10 protein-coding genes and 1 pseudogene are annotated in these 17,264 nt (G+C 65.3%); 5 read left to right on the plus strand and 6 right to left on the minus strand.

What is annotated here, in order from left to right:
* Positions 1–38: 38 nt before the first annotated feature.
* Together FJV43_RS19490 and FJV43_RS19495 are read right to left on the minus strand one after the other, a co-directional pair.
* Positions 39–3,557: a PAS domain S-box protein gene (locus FJV43_RS19490; protein WP_239620025.1), complete on the minus strand. Its 3,519-nt coding sequence runs from the start codon at positions 3,555–3,557 to the stop codon at positions 39–41.
* 73 nt (positions 3,558–3,630) lie between these two features.
* Positions 3,631–3,729 (minus strand): annotated as a pseudogene (locus tag FJV43_RS19495) (response regulator); the annotation flags it as partial.
* A gap of 262 nt (positions 3,730–3,991) precedes the next feature.
* On the opposite strand from FJV43_RS19495, the gene araD reads away from it, so the two are divergent.
* On the plus strand, positions 3,992–5,731 hold the full coding sequence (gene araD / locus FJV43_RS19500; protein ID WP_239620026.1) for an L-arabinonate dehydratase: 1,740 nt from the start codon (positions 3,992–3,994) through the stop codon (positions 5,729–5,731).
* An 89-nt stretch (positions 5,732–5,820) separates the two neighbouring features.
* Positions 5,821–6,540 (plus strand): ribonuclease activity regulator RraA, encoded by a 720-nt coding sequence (locus FJV43_RS19505; RefSeq protein WP_239620028.1) that lies wholly within the window; start codon positions 5,821–5,823, stop codon positions 6,538–6,540.
* Positions 6,541–6,800: 260 nt separating this feature from the next.
* On the opposite strand, the gene FJV43_RS19510 is transcribed toward FJV43_RS19505, so the two are convergent.
* Complete coding sequence (locus tag FJV43_RS19510; protein WP_239620029.1) at positions 6,801–8,900, minus strand: S9 family peptidase; 2,100 nt, start codon at positions 8,898–8,900, stop codon at positions 6,801–6,803.
* Positions 8,901–9,213: 313 nt separating this feature from the next.
* Between FJV43_RS19510 and FJV43_RS19515 the strand changes: the two genes are divergently transcribed.
* Both FJV43_RS19515 and FJV43_RS19520 read left to right on the plus strand, forming a co-directional pair.
* Positions 9,214–10,650 (plus strand): MBOAT family protein, encoded by a 1,437-nt coding sequence (locus tag FJV43_RS19515; protein ID WP_239620031.1) that lies wholly within the window; start codon positions 9,214–9,216, stop codon positions 10,648–10,650.
* The gene (locus tag FJV43_RS19520; RefSeq protein WP_239620032.1) at positions 10,650–11,759 is read left to right on the plus strand and encodes a hypothetical protein; all 1,110 of its coding nucleotides are present in this window, start codon (positions 10,650–10,652) and stop codon (positions 11,757–11,759) included. The genes FJV43_RS19515 and FJV43_RS19520 overlap by 1 nt, the downstream gene beginning before the upstream one ends.
* Before the next feature lie 169 nt (positions 11,760–11,928).
* On the opposite strand, the gene FJV43_RS19525 is transcribed toward FJV43_RS19520, so the two are convergent.
* From FJV43_RS19525 to FJV43_RS19535, 3 genes are all read right to left on the minus strand, one after another.
* Positions 11,929–13,116, minus strand: a complete 1,188-nt coding sequence (locus FJV43_RS19525; protein ID WP_239620034.1) for an aminotransferase class V-fold PLP-dependent enzyme — start codon at positions 13,114–13,116, stop codon at positions 11,929–11,931.
* Between the two features lie 102 nt (positions 13,117–13,218).
* Positions 13,219–13,944 (minus strand): thermonuclease family protein, encoded by a 726-nt coding sequence (locus FJV43_RS19530; protein ID WP_239620035.1) that lies wholly within the window; start codon positions 13,942–13,944, stop codon positions 13,219–13,221.
* A gap of 275 nt (positions 13,945–14,219) precedes the next feature.
* The gene (locus FJV43_RS19535; RefSeq protein WP_239620037.1) at positions 14,220–15,947 is read right to left on the minus strand and encodes a hypothetical protein; all 1,728 of its coding nucleotides are present in this window, start codon (positions 15,945–15,947) and stop codon (positions 14,220–14,222) included.
* A 417-nt stretch (positions 15,948–16,364) separates the two neighbouring features.
* Here FJV43_RS19535 and FJV43_RS19540 point away from each other — a divergent pair, with 417 nt between their 5' ends.
* Positions 16,365–17,213, plus strand: a complete 849-nt coding sequence (locus tag FJV43_RS19540) for a caspase family protein (protein ID WP_239620039.1) — start codon at positions 16,365–16,367, stop codon at positions 17,211–17,213.
* Positions 17,214–17,264 lie beyond the last annotated feature (51 nt).

Consider the following 17,264-nt stretch of genomic DNA (forward strand, 5'->3'; position numbering starts at 1 on the left):
GTCCCGGATATCGCTTCGCTCATCCGGGCTACGCAGCCTCAAGTGCTCAGCGCCTTGCGGATGATCTGCGCCAGATCCGACTTGCGATAGGGCTTTGCCAGCAGCAGAACTCCGGAATCCAGCCGGCCGTGATGGATGATCGCGTTCTCGGTGTAGCCTGACGTGTAGACCACCTTGAGATCCGGGCGCGTCTTCATCAGCTCGTCGGCGAGCTGCCGTCCGTTCATCTTGCCGGGCATGATGATGTCAGTGAACAGAAGGTCGAACGGCTTTCCGCTGGCGACGATCGTGAGCGCCTCCGCGGCGTTCGCGGCCTCCAAGGTGACGTAGCCCAGCGAATGCAGTTGGGTCAGCACGTAGTCCCGCACCAGACGGTCGTCCTCGACCACGAGGATCGTCTCGTGTCCGCCCTCGATCGTCGCCGGCGTCACGCCCTCGCCGACCGCTGTCGCCGTCTTGCCGGGCGGCAGGTACATCTTGATCGTGGTGCCGTGGCCCTCCTCGCTGTAGATCTTGATGTGACCTGCGGACTGCTTGATGAAGCCGTAGACCATCGAAAGCCCGAGCCCGGTGCCCTTGCCCGGTCCCTTCGAGGTGAAGAAGGGGTCGAACACCCTGGTCAACATGTTCGCGGGGATGCCGGTGCCGGTGTCGCTCACGGCGATCAGGACGTAGCGCCCCGGCGGCACGTCGTTCGCGCCGGCATAGACCTCGTCGAGATAGGCGGCGCCAGTCTCCAGGATCAGCTTGCCGCCGCCGGGCATGGCGTCGCGAGCATTGAGCGCGAGATTGAGGATCGCGGTGGTGAGCTGGTTGGGATCGACGATCGCGACGCAATTCTCGTCCTCGAACACCGATTCGATCTGGATCTGCTCGCCCAGCGTCGGCCGCAACAGTTTCGCGGTGTCGACGATCAGCGAGTTGATGTCGATCTCGCGCGGCTGGAGCGGCTGCTTGCGCGCGAAGGCGAGCAGGTGCTGGGTCAGATCGGCGCCGCGCGCGGCGGCCTCGTCGATCATCTTGGTGATGGCCGCGAGCTGCGGCTCCTTCGCGACCGCCTCCGCGAGAATCTCGATCGTGCCGGTGATGACGGTCAGAATGTTGTTGAAGTCATGCGCCACGCCGCCGGTGAGCTGGCCGACAGCCTCCATTTTCTCGGCGTGACGGATGCGTTCCTCGGCGGCGATCTTGTCGGTGAGGTCGCGGCAGAACACGTTGAACAGCAGGCCCTCGCGGCGCTTCAGGGCGGTGACGCTCAGCTCGGCCCTGAATTCCCTGCCGTCGCGGCGGCGGCACATGAGCTCGCGGCGGCGGTTCAGCGTCGTGCCGTCCTCGTCCTCGAGGAAGCGCTTCAGCCCCGCCCTGACCCTCTCGCGCTCGCTCTCGGCGACGATCAGATCGATCGTGCTCTTGCCGAGCACCTCGTCCCGGCGCCAGCCGAAGAGCTGCTCGGCCTGCGAATTCCAGTTCAGGATGCTGCCGGTCTCGTCGGTCTGGACGAAGGCGTCGAGCGAGGTGTCGACGATGTTGCGGGCGAGCCGTTCACTCTCGCGCAGCGATTCCTGCGCGAGCCGTGCCTCTGTCATGTCGCGACCGACGAAGAAATATCGATGCGCCGGCTCGGACCAGTTGCCGAGCCAGGACAGCCACACCTCGTGGCCGCTCTTGTGGAAGCAGCGGGTGTCGGCGAGCTTGGGACGCTCGCCGCGACGCAAGGCGCGCATCTCGACGCGCGACTGCTCCAGATGATCCGGATGAATGAAATCGGCGCCGCTGCGGCCGGTCATCTCGTCCGGCCGGTAGCCGAGAATGGCTTCGCTGCTCGGGCTGATCTGCGCGATATGGCCCCGCGCATCCATGATCATGATCAGATCCTGCGATGTCTCGAAGATCTGCCGCCGCTCCTCGAGCTGGTGCTGCAACACCCGCTCGGCGCGCCGCGCCTCGGTCAGGCTGCTCGCGCTCCCGGAGACGCCGACGATCTGGCCGGATGGCCCCCTGATCGGCGAGAGGCTGAGCGAAATTTCGACCGGCGTGCCGTCCTTGCGCAGGCGCACGGTCTCGAACCGTTCGATCGGCTCGCCCCGCGCGATCCGCTGCAAATAGTCCTTGCCGTGCGCGCGACGGTCGGGCGGGACAATGATCGACGTGGGCTTGCCGATCGCCTCGTCCGCCGAATAGCCATAGAGACGTTCGGCGGCCGGGTTCCAGCCCGTGATGACCGCATCGAGCGTCTGCATCACGATCGCATCGTCGGACGATTCCACCGCGGCGCTGAACAGCCTTTCGCGCGCCGCGTGATGGCTTCGCGCAGCCTCGGTGCGGCGATGCTCCTCGATCTCGCGCTCGAGAGCGGCCGTTTTCGCACGGGTCTCCTCGATCATCCGGGCAAAGGCCCGCGCCAGCACGCCGGTCTCGCCGCCGGCGTCGACAGGAATCTCCGCTGGACGTCCGCTGCCGATCGCCTGCACCGCCGCAGTGAGGCGCCCGATCGGGCGTGTCAGCGAACGCGCGAGCAGCACTGCGAGTGAGGCCGCTGCAAGCACGGCCAGCACACCGACGAGCAGGGAGGTTCTCTGGATGGCCCCTGGCACGAGGCCGAACACAGGCGCCGGAATCGTCTCGATGATTGCGACCCATTCCTTGCCCACGAGCAGTGCCGGCGCGATGGCTGCGCCGCTCGGCCGGCCCGATCCGTCCGTCATGAGCCGCGTAGAGACTTCCAGCGTGCCGGCCAAGGCGGCGAAATACGGAAAGTCCTTGCGCCAGTCGTTGGGACGGTCATGCAACGCACCGAATTCCCGCGTGCGATCGGGGTGGATGAGATAGTCGCCCCGCGAATTCACGACGTAGATCTCTCCTCCTGAAGTCGAGGTGGAGCGGACGCGGTCGAGTGCCGGGCGCATGTCGACATTGGCGACGATGATGCCGAACGGCTTGCCGTCGGATGTGAACAGAGGCATCGCAACCCGCAAAGTCGGAGCGTGAGCGGCCGTGGTTCCCCCGTGGCGGGTCGCGAGATCGATCGGGGACACGTAGATCTCGCCGGGCCGGAGCCGCATGGTTTCCCTGAAGTAGGCTCGGTCGCCCTTGCGCTCCAGTTCGCCGTCCGGGGCGATCCGTGCCGTTCCGCCCGGTCCGGAGCGATCGACGCGGACCAGTTCGCGCTGGTCGTTGTCGACACCGATGATCCGGAACTGCCCATAGATGGGCTTGGCGTCGATCTCGGCCGCGAGCCGCGTCGCGATACGCTCGCGCCAGGTTTGCTCCGAGACGCCATCGACGGGGTCGGTTCCTCCACTGGTGTGAGCGCGGATGAGGCCGTTGATTGCCGCTGCGGCGCGGTAGCCGATCAGATCGCCGCGCACGCCGGCAACGTAGGATTCGAGATTGGTCGCGAGCAGGCGTGACTGGGCTTCAACCCGCTCCAGGACCCGTGGAATGACGGCCTGTGTGGTGTTGCGATAGCCCAACCATCCGACTGCGGCTACGGTCACCGCCACCAGCAGGATCATCGCGATGGCCAGCCGCGTTGCCAGCGTCGTTGCCAGTCTCATGGGGACTTTCGCCGGGCTTGCCGTATCGCGTCTGTTCTGGCCCGGAGCAGAGGAGGTGTCCTGGTCATCTGCAGCCATCGCCGGCGACAGTCACGTGATAACCAGCCCGTTCCAGCAGCCGGATGGTGATCTCCAAGCCCGGATCGTCATCCACGATCAGGATGTTGGCCACGTCTGAAATCCTCCGGGTCAATGGGGAAGTCCCCGGCGACCATCAAAGCCATCAAAAACATGAAATTGTTGCGCGGATTCTCGTCTGCCGGCAAGCACTTCGGAGCCTCTCTGGCCTGAGGTGCCGATTTTTTGCCCCGCACCGTCCCTATGCCCGCCTGAGTGCATAGCAGAGGTTCGCTCTCGGCCCGCCCAGCGCCTTGCCGGGCATGGAGAGCCTGTGAGAAGAGCAGGGCCAATCCTTCGGACGGACAAGGAATGAAATGACCAACAAGAAGAAGTCGCCCGACCAGCTCCGCAGCGCGCGCTGGTTCGCGCCCGACGATCTGCGCTCGTTCGGCCACCGCTCCCGCGCCATGCAGATGGGCTATGCCCCCGAGGAGTGGAAGGATCGCCCGATCATCGCGATCCTCAACACCTGGTCGGACGCGCAGCCCTGTCACATGCACTTCAAGTCGCGTGTCGACGACGTCAAGCGCGGTATCCTGATGGCCGGTGGCCTGCCGCTGGAGCTGCCGGCGCTGTCGCTGTCGGAATCGCTGCTCAAGCCCACCACCATGCTCTATCGCAATCTGCTGGCGATGGACGCCGAGGAGCTGCTGCGCAGCCATCCCGTCGACGGCGTGGTGCTGATGGGCGGCTGCGACAAGACCACGCCGGCGCTGCTGCTCGGGGCGACCTCGATGAACATTCCGGCGATCTATCTGCCGGCGGGCCCGATGCTGCGGGGCAATTGGAAGGGCAAGACGCTCGGCTCCGGCTCCGACGGCTGGAAATATTGGGACGAGCGCCGCGCCGGAAAAATCTCCGACAAGGACTGGCTCGATATCGAAGCCGGCATCGCCCGCAGCTACGGCACCTGCATGACCATGGGCACGGCCTCGACCATGACGGCGATCGCGGAAGCGATCGGCATGACGCTGCCCGGCGCCTCCTCGATTCCGGCGGCCGATGCCAACCACATCCGCATGGCCTCAGAATGCGGCCGCCGCATCGTCGAAATGGTGTGGGAGGACCTGACGCCGAAGGTGATCCAGACCCGCGAGGCGTTTGAGAACGCCATCGCGGTGGCGATGGCGATGGGTTGCTCCACCAATGCGATCATCCACCTCATCGCTCAGGCCCGCCGCGCGGGCCAGGACATTGGCCTGGACGATTTCGAGACCGCGAGCCGCAAGGTGCCCGTCATCGCCAATGTCCGTCCAAGCGGCGATACCTATCTGATGGAGGACTTCTTCTATGCCGGCGGCCTGCCGGCGCTGATGAACCGGATCAAGCCGCATCTGCATCTCGACTGCATCACCGTCACCGGAAAGACGGTGGCTGAGAACATCGAGGGCGCCGAGGTCCACGATGCCGACGTGATCCGCTCCATCGACGATCCCATCTACAAGGAGGGCGCGCTCGCGGTGCTCAAGGGCAATCTCGCCCCCGACGGCTGCGTCATCAAGCCCTCCGCCTGCGCGCCGCGCTTCCTCAAGCATACCGGGCCTGCGCTGGTGTTCGACGATTATCCGTCGATGAAGAAGGCGGTCGACGATCCCGACCTCGACGTCACCGAGGACCACATTCTCATCCTGCGCAATGCGGGGCCGCAAGGCGGGCCGGGCATGCCGGAATGGGGCATGCTGCCGATTCCGACCAAGCTCGTGAAGCAGGGCGTGCGCGACATGGTGCGCATCTCGGATGCGCGCATGAGCGGCACCAGCTACGGCGCCTGCATCCTTCACGTTTCGCCGGAATCCTATGTCGGCGGCCCGCTCGCGCTGGTGCAGAACGGCGACCGCATCACGCTGGACGTTGCCGCGCGCACCATCAATCTCGACGTGAGCGAGGCCGAGCTCGACAGGCGCCGCGCCGCCTGGAAGCAGCCCGAGCCCCGCTTCGAGCGCGGCTATGGCTGGATGTTCACCAGGCACATCAAGCAGGCCAATGACGGCTGCGACTTCGATTTCCTTGAGACCGATTTCGGCGCGCCGATAGGCGAGCCGTCGATTTACTGACGTCGTTCCGGGGCGCGAAGCGAACCCGGAACCTCGAGATTCCGGGTTCGATGCTTCGCATCGCCCCGGAATGACAGATGAGGATGCCCATGACCAAACTCAGTGACGCCACCCGCAACAAGCTCAAATCCGTCTCCACCGCCACGGTCGCCACCGCCTTGTTCAAGCGCGGCCTGCGCATCCAGATGATCCAGGATGTGCATCCCTTAAGTCCCGATCAGCCGACCATGGTCGGCGAGGCCTTCACGCTGCGCTACATGCCGGCGCGCGAGGATCTCAACACGATCGACGTCTTCAAGGACCGTTCGCATCCGCAGCGCAAGGCCGTGGAAGATTGCCCTCCGGGCGCTGTGCTGGTGATGGACAGCCGCAAGGACGCGCGCGCGGCATCGGCAGGCGCGATCCTGGTCACGCGATTGATGAAGCGCGGCGTCGCCGGCGTCGTCACTGACGGCGGCTTTCGCGATTCCGCTGAAATTGCAAAACTCGGTTTTCCCGCCTTCCACCACCGCCCCTCGGCGCCGACCAACCTCACGCTGCACCAGGCGATCGAGATCAACGTCCCGATCGGCTGCGGTGACGCCCCGGTGTTTCCCGGCGACGTCATCCTGGGCGATGCCGACGGCGTCATCGTGATCCCGGCGCATCTCGCGGATGAGATCGCGAGCGAGACCTTCGAGATGACCGCGTTCGAGGACTTCGTCACCGAGGAAGTCGGCAAGGGCCGCGGCATCTTCGGCCTCTATCCCGCCACCGACCCGCAGACGCTCACCGACTTTGCGGAGTGGCGGAAGAAGAACGGGAGGTAGTCTCTTCGCCTCTCGCTGCAAGCGGCAGGGCTATCGCATATAGGCGATCTCGCCTGTGGCCATCCTTCGAGACGCCCGCCGTAGGCGGGCCCTCAGGATGAGGACCGAGGTCGTGGCGATCGGCTCAACGAACACGGACGCTGTTTAGCCTCATCCTGAGGAGATCGCGCAGCGGTCGTCTCGAAGGATGAGGCGTGCGCACCGGCCGTCGCTACAAGTTACATGCGATCGCGCTGCCGCTTGTGGGAGAGGGAGAAGAACTAAGCCTCCGCCATCCCCGCCGCCCACAGCGCGAACGCATAGACGATCGCGACCTCGTCGAGCCGGTCGAAACGTCCCGACGCGCCGCCGTGGCCGGCCCCCATGTTGGTGCGGAGCAGGACCGGGCCGCCGCCCGTCATGGTGGCGCGCAGGCGCGCGATCCATTTGGCGGGCTCCCAATAGGTGACGCGCGGATCGGTCAGGCCGCCCATCGCCAGGATCGCCGGATAGTCCTTTGCCGCGACATTGTCATAGGGCGAGTAGGACAGGATGGTGCGGAAATCCCTCTCGCTTTCGATCGGGTTGCCCCATTCCGGCCATTCCGGCGGCGTCAGCGGCAGCGTGTCGTCGAGCATGGTGTTGAGCACGTCGACGAACGGCACTTCGGCGACGATCCCTGCGAACAATTCGCCGGCGCGATTGGCGACGGCGCCCATCAGCATGCCGCCGGCCGAGCCGCCATGGCCAATGATGCGCCTGGCGCTGGTGTATTTCGCATCGATCAGTGCACGGGCGCTGGCCGCGAAATCATCGAACGAGTTGGTCTTCTTCTCGCGCTTGCCGTCGAGATACCAGCCCCAGCCCTTGTCGGCCCCGCCGCGAATGTGCGCGATGGCGTAGACGAAGCCGCGGTCGACCAGCGACAGGCGGTTGGCATTGAACGAGGCCGGCATCGCCATGCCGTAGGAGCCGTAGCCGTAGAGCAGGAGCGGCGCTGCGCCGTCGAGGTTCAGCCCGCGGCGATAGAGGATCGACACCGGCACCTCGGCCCCGTCATGCGCCTTCGCCATGATGCGCGTGGTGACGTAATCGGCCACGTTGTGGCCGGACGGGATCTCCTGGCGCTTGCGCAGGGTGCGCGTGCGCTTGACCATGTCGTAGTCATAGACTTCCGACGGCGTCGTCATCGACGAATAGGCAAAGCGCAAATTCGTCGTCTCGAACTCGTAGGAGCCCATCGTGTCGAGCGAATAGGCCGCCTCGTCAAACGCGATCGCGTGTTCTTCCTTCGTCGAGAGATCGCGGATCACGATCGACGGCAGCGCATTGGCGCGCTCCAGCCGGACCAGATGGCCGGCATAGAGATCGAGGTCGATGATGTAGATGCCGGGACGATAGGGAATCAGGTCGCGCCAGTTCTTGCGCTCGGGCGAGCCAAGCGGTGCCGTGACGATCTTGAAGTCGATGGCGTCGTCGGCATTGGTGAGGATGAAGAGCTCGTCGCCGCGGTCGGCGAGTGAATATTGCACGCCCTCCTCGCGCGCCGCCACCAGGCGCGGCGGCGCCTCGGGATTGGCGAGATCGATCAGCCGCTGCTCGCTCGTCTCGTGGTCGCCGCCTGCGATCACGCAGAAGCGGCCGCTGGTGCTCTCGTGCAGATGCGTGAACCAGCCGGCATCCTGCTCTTCGTAGACCAGCGTGTCGTCGGCCTGCCTGGTGCCGAGCTTGTGTCGCCAGACCTGCATCGGACGGTGATTGTCGTCGAGCTTCACATAGAAGAAGCTCTTGCAGTCCGCGGCCCAGACCACGCCGCCGTCGGTCTCCTCGACGAGGTCGTCGAGATCCGCCCCGGTCGCCCAGTCGCGCACGCGGACGGAAAAATACTCGGAGCCCTTGGTGTCCGCGCTCCAGGCCTGCAGCTTGTGATCGTGCGAGTGCCGGCTGCCGCCGAACTTGAAATATTTGTGGTCCCTGGCGAGCGCGTCGCCGTCGAGCACGATATGGCCCTCGCCGCCATCGCGCGGCATGCGGCCGAACAGCTCGTGCTGCCCGCCCTCGCGAAACCGGCGGAAATAGGCGAAGGGGCCGTCCGGCGACGGCACGCTCGAATCGTCCTCCTTGATCCGCCCGCGCATCTCGCGCACCAGCGTCTTCTGCAGGCTAGCTGTGTGGCCGAGCAGGCTCTCGGTGTAGCCGTTCTCTTCGTCGAGATATTTGCGGATATCGGGATCGAGCACCGCAGGGTTACGCAGCACCTCCTGCCATTTCTCGTCCTTCAGCCAGGCATAGTCATCGGTCACCGTGATGCCGTGGCGCGTGAAGGAATGCGGCCGGCGCGGGGCGACGGGGGGCTTCGAAGGCGTCTTGGCTTGTGTCACTCGATCCTCGTTCGTGTCCGACGTCGCTGTTCTTCGCCTCTCCCCGCTTGCGGGGAGAGGCCGGGATTTGCGACAGCAAATTCCGGGTGAGGGGGACTCTCCGCGAATCCAACTCTCACCAGTCTTGCGGAGACTCCCCCTCACCCCGACCCTCTCCCCGCAAGCGGGGAGAGGGGGAAGAGGGCAACTCGCTGCGTTCCCTTATATCGTCCCGATTCCGCGAATTGCCAGCGCCGCTGCGCCGAGCCCGCCGGGTTGTTGACCGGCCCCTTGTATGCTTTAGGGACGATATCCCCGCCGCCGGTCCAGCCAGATGCTGTTCAATTCCTATCCATTCATCCTGCTGTTCCTGCCGGTTGTGCTGGCCGGCTATTTCCGGCTCGGCCAGCGCAGCAATCTCGCCCCGGTGATCTGGCTGGCGCTGGCCTCGCTGGCCTTCTACGCCATCGGCAGCTGGCAGTTCGTGGCCCTGTTGCTGGTATCGATCGCGTTCAACTACGGTGTCGGCCATCTCCTCATCGTGGCGGAGCTCAAGCCGTCACGGCGCCGGGCCGCGCTCGCTTTTGGCGTCGTCGGCGATCTCCTCGGGCTCGGCATCTTCAAATATGCCGGCTTTGCCGCTGAGAACATCAACGCGCTGCTCGGCACGCATGTTGCGGTCCACATCCTGCTGCCGGTCGGCATCTCCTTCTACACCTTCACCCAGATCGCGTTCCTGGTCGATGCCTATCGCGGCCAGGTCGCGGCCTATGCGCTGCCGCATTACACGCTGTTCGTGACCTATTTCCCGCACCTGATCGCCGGACCGATCCTCCACCACAAGGACATGATCCCGCAATTCGAGCGGGAGGAATCGAAGCATCCGCACGCGCATCTGATCCTGTGCGGGATCATCATCTTCGCCATCGGCCTGTTCAAGAAGACCTGCCTTGCCGACGGCATCCAGCCGCTGGTCGCGCTCGCCTTCGATACGCGCTCGCCGAGCTTCGACCAGGCCTGGCTCGGCGCGCTTGCCTACACCTTCCAGCTCTATTTCGACTTCTCCGGCTATTCCGACATGGCGATCGGCATCTCGCTGATGTTCGGCATCTTCCTGCCGGTCAATTTCAACTCGCCCTACAAGGCGACCAGCATCGTCGAGTTCTGGCGCCGCTGGCACATGACGCTGTCGCAGTTCCTGCGCGACTATCTCTACATCCCGCTCGGCGGCAACCGCAGAGGCCGCGTGCTGCGCTATGCGAACCTGATGATCACGATGCTGCTCGGCGGGCTCTGGCACGGCGCGGCCTGGACCTTCGTGGTGTGGGGCGCGCTGCACGGCGCCTACCTCTGTCTCAATCATGCCTTCAACGCGCTGGTGCCGGATCTCCCGTCGTCGCTGGCGCGCTCGGCCCGCATCGCCGGAGCGGTTCTGACGTTTCTTGCCGTCGTCGTCGCCTGGGTGTTCTTCCGCGCCGAGAGCGTCGCATGGGCGCTACGGATCCTCCGCGCCATGGCCGATCCCGCCGATATCGTCTTTGGCCGCGAGGAGATTGCGGCGCTGGTGCTGGTATCGGTCTACGCGGCGCTGGTGTGGCTGACGCCGAACACCCAGGCGATCATGAGCTACGATCACGGCAATCGCAGCGTCGGCGGGGCCCTGCTGGCAGGGCGCATGCGACCGCTGTTTCTCTATGGCGCGTCGCTGGTGCTCGCGTTCGGCATTTTGGGCATCCAGAGCCACAGCGAGTTCATTTATTTCCGGTTCTGATGCGCGCACCGTTCACCAATGTGAGACGTCTTCTCCTCGCGAGCATCGTGTGCGCGCTGGCCGCGGCTGCGCTGACCTTCGTCGTCGATCCGCTGCAACTGTTTCGCCCCTCGCGCCTCATGGCGGCCTTCTACTCCGACGACACGCGCGTGCAGAATGCCGGGCTGATCCGCAGCCAGTCGTTCGACACCGCCTTCATGGGCACATCGCTCGCGATCCATTTCCGCCAGAGCGAGATCGATCGCGTGCTCGGCGTCCATTCGCTCAAGCTGGCGATGACCGGCTCCAATTCGCGCCAGCAGGCCTTCGTGCTGGAACAGGCGATCGACCGCGGTGCAAGACGGGTGATCTGGGAGATGGACGACTTCATCTTCGTCGACGCCGCGGACATCGAGGCAGATCCCTATCTCTCCGTCGACCTCTATCGTGGAACGGCGAAGGGCATCGCGTCCTATCTGTTCAGCGCGGCGATGGCGAAGGAATCTCTGTTCGCGCTGGCGCGGTCGGTGCCGCCGCTGCGCAAGCCGCTGACCCGGGCGGCGCCGTTTCTCCCGGTCAAGTTCGCGCTGTCCGACGTCGATGACATCTACGCGCTGCCGCGGGATTTCGTTGTCGCGCGCGGCTACAACGCGACCAAGACGCTTGCCGCCTTCGGCTACATCACCGATCCCGTTCGCCGCCGCTTCCTCGGCGAAGGGTACGGCTACGACGCGATGGTCCGGCACTTCGAGCGCGATGCCGTCGGCCTGATCACGCGCCACCCCGGCGTGACCTTCGACATCTACTTCCCGCCCTATTCGATCCTGCAATTCGTCGCCATGCGCGATGCCTCGCCCGGGACGCTGACGATCGTCACCGAACTGACGGCGCATATCGCGCGGCGCCTGACGCAGTTTCCCAACGTGCGCCTGCATGATTTCCGCGCGATCAAGGCGGTGACGCACGATCTCGACAATTACAGCGACGTCATCCACCATTCGCCGGTGGTGGACGCCATGGTGCTGAAGTGGCTGGCGAGCGGGGAGTACCGGGTGGATTCGAAGGCGCCGACCGCGTCGCTGGAGGATCTGAAGGCGCAGGTTGAGGCGTATCGTGTGCCACAGCCGTAACCTGGCCAGAGCTCAAGATCGATTTGCGGATCGTCGGTCTCGTGTCCCGGACGCGGTGCGGCGCGAAGTGCCGCTCCGCTGAGCCGGGACCCATCGCAGCCACGTGGGCCCCGGCTCAGCAGCGCATCACTCCGTGCTGCGCTGCGTCCGGGGCACGAGCGCCGCTTTATTACACCGCCACCTCCTCGCCGAGATACGAAACCGCCGCCTCCAGCCCGCCCTTGCCGTGCGGGATCTTCAGTGCGTTCAGGCCGACCTCGATCACGCCGAGCGTGCCGAGCAGCATCGGCGCATTCACGTGGCCCATATGGGCGATGCGGAAGGCCTGTCCCGAGAGGTCGCCGATGCCGGTGCCGAGCACGACGCCGCACTTCTCCTTGCAATAGCGTTGCAGCACGGCCGGGTCGTGGCCGTTGCTCATGGTCACCGTGGTGACGGTGTTGGAGCGCTCGCTCGCTTCGGCCACGTTGAAGCCGAGCACCTGGCCTTCCGACCAGACGGCGACCGCACGGCGCGCCGCTTCGGCGAGCAGGCTATGGCGGCGGAAGGCGTTCTCCAGGCCTTCCTCGTGCAACAGGTCGATCGCCCGGCGCAGCGCGAACAACAGATGCACCGGCGCGGTGCCGGCATATTTACGATAATTCTCGGTGCCCTCGCGCTCGCTCCAGCTCCAATAGGGCGTCGACATGTTGGCCTTCTTGTGCACCTCGAGCGCGCGCGCATTGGCGGCGACGAAGCCAAGGCCGGGCGGTGTCATCAGGCCCTTCTGCGAGCCGGACATCGCGACGTCGATGCCCCATTTGTCCATCTCGAACGGCATGCAGCCGAGCGAGGCGACGGTGTCGACCATGTACAGCGCGGGATGGCCGCTGGCCTTGATCGCCTTGCCAATCGCCTCGATGTCGTTCTGCACGCCCGAGGCGGTGTCGACCTGGACCACGACGACCGCCTTGATCGTGTGCTCCTTGTCGCGGCGCAGGCGCTCCTCGACCTCGTGCGGCCGCACCGCGCGGCGCCAGTCGCCCTTGAGCACCTCGACCTCGGCGCCCATCAGCGCCGCCGCATTGCCCCAGCCGATCGCAAAGCGTCCGCTCTCCAGCACCAGCACCTTGTCGCCGCGCGACAGCACGTTGCTCAGCGCCGCTTCCCAGGCGCCGTGACCGTTGGCGATGTAGATGTAGGACTTGCCCTTGGTCGCGAACAGCTTCGAGATGTCGCCGAGCAGGCTCTCGGTCAGATCGAGCATCTCCTTGGAGTAGATGTCGATCGCCGGACGATGCATCGCCCGCAGCACCTCGTCGGGCATCGTGGTGGGCCCGGGGATGGCCAGAAACTCCCGGCCCGCGCGAACGGTCATTGCTGTTGGTCCTTGTTGCTTGAGAACAGGCTGATTGGTCGCTGATTCATGCTTTTACGCGCCGCCGGGTCTTGAGAAAAGCACGTAAAATGCAGGGCTGGGTTATCGCTTCGTCTCCCGGCACCCGGCCGCTTCGGCTTCCTCCACCGAGCAGAACCAGCGAGTGCCCTTGCTGATCTTCATCTTGATCTGGGTGTACCAGCGGCTGGTCGGCTGGTGATAGATGCACTCGCCGGCGCTGTTCACATTGCCCTTGATGGTGCAGTCCGGCGAGGGCGCGACCGGCCCCGAGGCCGAGGCGAGCAGCACCGCATGCGCGCCGTCGGGCGGCTTGGTGGCGCCCAGGATGGCCGTCTTCTTGTTGCGCACGCGCCAGTCCCAGGGCGCGATGAAGGCGCCCTGCCACATCCCGGCCTTGGCCTCGCGCGCGGCCTTCTCATCCGCCTCATAGTCGTGGGACATGCGGGTGTAGGCCAGTGCCCAGCCGTTGCGCACCAGCCATTTCTGAATGTCCTCGCCGCCGACCTCGCAGCGCGCCACGGTGCGGCCGCGCCGGTCGATCGACCTCGTGTGGCAGGCCCAGCTCTTGCCCTCGGCGTATTTGGCAAGCTCGTCGCGGGCGGCGACGCCGCAGGTCCAGCGCTCGGTCTTGGTGTTGAGGCAGAGCTGGTCGACCGCGGGCGCGTCGATGCCGCCGAGCCGGATCCGCGTGTTCCCGATCACGACGGCATCGCCCGCGCGGACCTTTGCGTTGCCGGTGATGTCGGCGGCCTCGGCCAGCGACGGCAGGGCAAGGAAAGACAGTGCAATCAGGATTCTTCGCAGCATGCCTGTCCGCGCGTGATGAGATACCGGTAGAGCCCGCAATTGTGGTCGGCTTTTGACCTCGCGGCCAGCATATGCCTGACGACTGGGCTTTCAACTTCCCGTCATTGTGGTGAGTATTCACGCCTCTCTTGTCCCGGACGCGCTGCAGCGTGAAACGCTGCTGCGCAGAGCCGGGACCCAGAAAATCACGGACACAATTCGCAGTCGTATGGGCCCCGGCTCTGCGGCGCACCGCGCAAGTGCGCTCTGCGCCGCGTCCGGGGCACGAGAGGAGCTCACCCCCGCGCCATCGCCCTTTTCGCCACCGCCAGCCCCATCAGCACAAAGGCCGAGGTCACCTCGGGACCGCCGACCAGAATCCGCGTCGGTGTCTTCATCTTGTTCCATTCATAGGCGCGGAACGGGCCGCGGCGGCCGCCTTCGCCCAGGCTTGCGATGATCACGTTCAAAGCCGGTGCGAAGGCGCGCGGGTCGGCGCCGAGATGGCCGAGCGCGATCAGCGCGAGCGCGGCGTCGAACACGTTCATCTCGGCCGCCATCAGCTCGCCCTTGACGTAGGACAGCACGCGGTGGCGGATGAAATCGAAATCGCCATCGGGATCGATCGCGGCCTGCGCCGCCAGCGGCAGTGCCAGGAAGGCGGCATAGCAGCGGCCGAAATAGGCGCTGTAGAGCTCCGGCAGGTAATAGATGTGCGAGCGCGGATTGGCGAAGGCACCGCTGGCCGCCAGCCGCTTCTGGAAGCCGATGATGCGATGCACGGTGGCGAGCCGGGCCGGCGTCTCCAGAATCTTCCAGCGCGCCAGGTTGCGGAAGCTGACCTCGAGAATGTCGAGATTGAGCGTCGGATCGAGATCGTTGCCGTAAGGGCGCTCGCCGTCGAGATTGTCGATCCAAGTCGCAACCCCGCCCTCATAGTCGATATTGTCGTTGAGCGGCACGGTCACGCGCGGCGCGTTGACGCCGGCGCGCACCTGATAGCCCGAGTAGAAATCCAGCAATGGCTGGTCGATGATGGGATCGGTGCAGCCGGCCTGCGTCGCCGCGGAGATCGAGCACGCCGTGGTGTCGCAATCCGGAACGTAGATGCCGAAGCCGAGATCCTGCTTGATCTGCGCGAAGTAGCGGGAAAAGCGTGGATGCGGCGCCGGCGCGAGCGCGGTGACGACGTTGAAGCGCGCGCCGTCGATGCCCTCGACCTCCTCGCGGCTGATGTTGACGCAGAAATCGACCATGTCGGCGATCGCGCGCTCCGCCGCGATCTTGTCGGCGACCGAGGCGAGCCCGGTCTCGACGTAGCTCAGCAGCGCCTCGATGAAGAACGCATCGTAATAGGCCGAGCGGTGGCGGATCTGCACCGGCTCCCACATCGGTTCGGCAATGCCTTTCCACGGCGGATTGACCACGGCCCGCGCGGACGAGCGCGCGATGAAGACGCGGGCGAGATTGAACAGCAGCGAGGAGTTCTTGTAGCCGCGCGCGTTGAGGCCCGTCAGGGCCATGATCAGCTCGCGTCCGCGGAAATCGGGATCGCCGATCAGGTTGAAGGCGGCATAGGTCGGCAGGAAACCGTTTCGGCGGTACGAGCCGAGCAGATGCTGCGCGCAATCGCGGATCGCGCCGTCGATCTGCGCGCTCTGCGGCATGGCGGCGGTGAACGGCGCCGGCGGCGGCCTGGGGTGGTCGAGCGCGATGCTGTCGACGAGATCGGCGATCGGCCGCCCGACCGCCGCCCAGTCGGGCTCGACCTCGTTGCGGGCGTGGACGAGTGCCTCGCGCAGCCGGGTCAGCCTGGCTTCGTCGCGCAGCTCGGGCAGGCCGGCGCGGCGGAGCAGGATCCGCAGCGCGGGATTGCCGAGTGCGGTCTTGTAGAATTTGGCCAGATGCAGATCGCCGCTGGCCGTGTCAGACAATACGGGATCGCAGACGTCGTAAAGCGAGGGGCCGTCCTTCCGCGCCGTCAGCGCCCGGCAGGCGGCGCCGGCAAAATAATGAAAGCTCATGAAATACCTGGTCGCGGGGGCTCATCCGGGGCCGGCGAGCGCGCAGCTGTCCGCACACCACCCCCTGCAAGTCTTTGAAAAAGCTACCCGGATTCGCAGGAAAAACAAATGTGATAGACGTCACAAAAAAGCCGGCACGAGGCCTGCATGACGGCCTCCGGAATGCTACGGGGGCGTCAAGAATGGAGCCTCCAGCTCGGAGAATTAACTAACGTATTCAGAGACTTATCTCAAATTTCGAGCAATCTATTGCCCGAGGGCCTATATGCGGTTAAGGGTTTGTTTGGTGCGGCGCCGCAAATTGCGCGCAATTCGGGGGCACTCCCCCGGCCAATCCCTCAAACCTAAAGACGCTATCGCGCTACTCAAACAGTGTGCGCGCGCGTGGATGGTCTTTGGCACAGGAAACGAACCGAGATGAATGTAAAGCAGCTCGACCTTTCCAGACGCACGATCGCCTTCGCCGCAGCCCTCATCGGCACGGTGTCGCTGGTGATCGGCGCCCATGCTGCTCTCAACATGCGTGCGATCGACGCCGCCAAGGCCGTCTCGACCGACCAGATCACCGGTTCGATCGGCCAGACCTCGCGCCTGGCTCTGGTCATCGGCAACGGACACTATCCCGACGCCAGCGCGCCGCTCACGCAGTCCATCAACGACGCCCGTGCGCTGTCCTCGTCGCTGCGCAAGAACGGCTTTGACGTCGACATGGTGGAAGACGCGACCAAGGACGACATGGTCCGCGCCGTCAACCGCCTGAAGTCCCGGATCAAGCACGACAGCGTCGTCATGCTGTTCTTCGGCGGCTTCGGCGTGCAGGCCGGCCGCGAGAGCTACATGCTGCCGGTCGATGCCGTGATCTGGAAGGAAAGCGACGTCCGCCGCCATGGCGTCTCCATCGAGGGCGTGCTCGAGATGATGAAGGAGCAGGGCGCCAAGGCCAAGCTCGTCGTGGTCGATGCCTCCCGCCGTAATCCCTACGAGCGCCGCTTCCGCTCCTACAGCCACGGCCTCGCGCCGATCAGTGCGTCGGACAATGCGCTGATCCTCACTTCCGCCTCGCCCGGCAAGGTCGTCGACGACGGCAAGGGCGAGCACAGCGTGCTGGTCAGCGAGTTCCTCAACAACCTCAGCAAGCAGGGCAGCGCCGAGAGCGTCTTCAACAAGACCCGCCTCGCTATCTCCCGCGCCAGCGAAGGCGACCAGGTCCCGACCGTTTCCTCCTCGCTGCTCGAAGACGTCCAGTTCGGCGAAGCCGGCGGCTAGGCTTTTCCGGGCTTTGCGATGTGCGTGTTGTTGCGCACATCTGTATCCACA

The sequence above is a fragment of the Bradyrhizobium sp. I71 genome (genome assembly GCF_022354745.1).
In the GTDB taxonomy this organism is placed as follows: Bacteria; Pseudomonadota; Alphaproteobacteria; order Rhizobiales; family Xanthobacteraceae; genus Bradyrhizobium; species Bradyrhizobium liaoningense.

Coding starts and splice junctions, on each gene's coding strand:
- FJV43_RS19540 (WP_239620039.1), top strand. CDS start 16,365: ATGAATGTAAAGCAGCTCGACCTTTCCAGACGCACGATCGCCTTCGCC.
- FJV43_RS19535 (WP_239620037.1), bottom strand. CDS start 15,947: ATGAGCTTTCATTATTTTGCCGGCGCCGCCTGCCGGGCGCTGACGGCG.
- FJV43_RS19490 (WP_239620025.1), bottom strand. CDS start 3,557: ATGAGACTGGCAACGACGCTGGCAACGCGGCTGGCCATCGCGATGATC.
- FJV43_RS19530 (WP_239620035.1), bottom strand. CDS start 13,944: ATGCTGCGAAGAATCCTGATTGCACTGTCTTTCCTTGCCCTGCCGTCG.
- FJV43_RS19520 (WP_239620032.1), top strand. CDS start 10,650: ATGCGCGCACCGTTCACCAATGTGAGACGTCTTCTCCTCGCGAGCATC.
- FJV43_RS19505 (WP_239620028.1), top strand. CDS start 5,821: ATGACCAAACTCAGTGACGCCACCCGCAACAAGCTCAAATCCGTCTCC.
- araD (WP_239620026.1), top strand. CDS start 3,992: ATGACCAACAAGAAGAAGTCGCCCGACCAGCTCCGCAGCGCGCGCTGG.
- FJV43_RS19515 (WP_239620031.1), top strand. CDS start 9,214: ATGCTGTTCAATTCCTATCCATTCATCCTGCTGTTCCTGCCGGTTGTG.
- FJV43_RS19525 (WP_239620034.1), bottom strand. CDS start 13,116: ATGACCGTTCGCGCGGGCCGGGAGTTTCTGGCCATCCCCGGGCCCACC.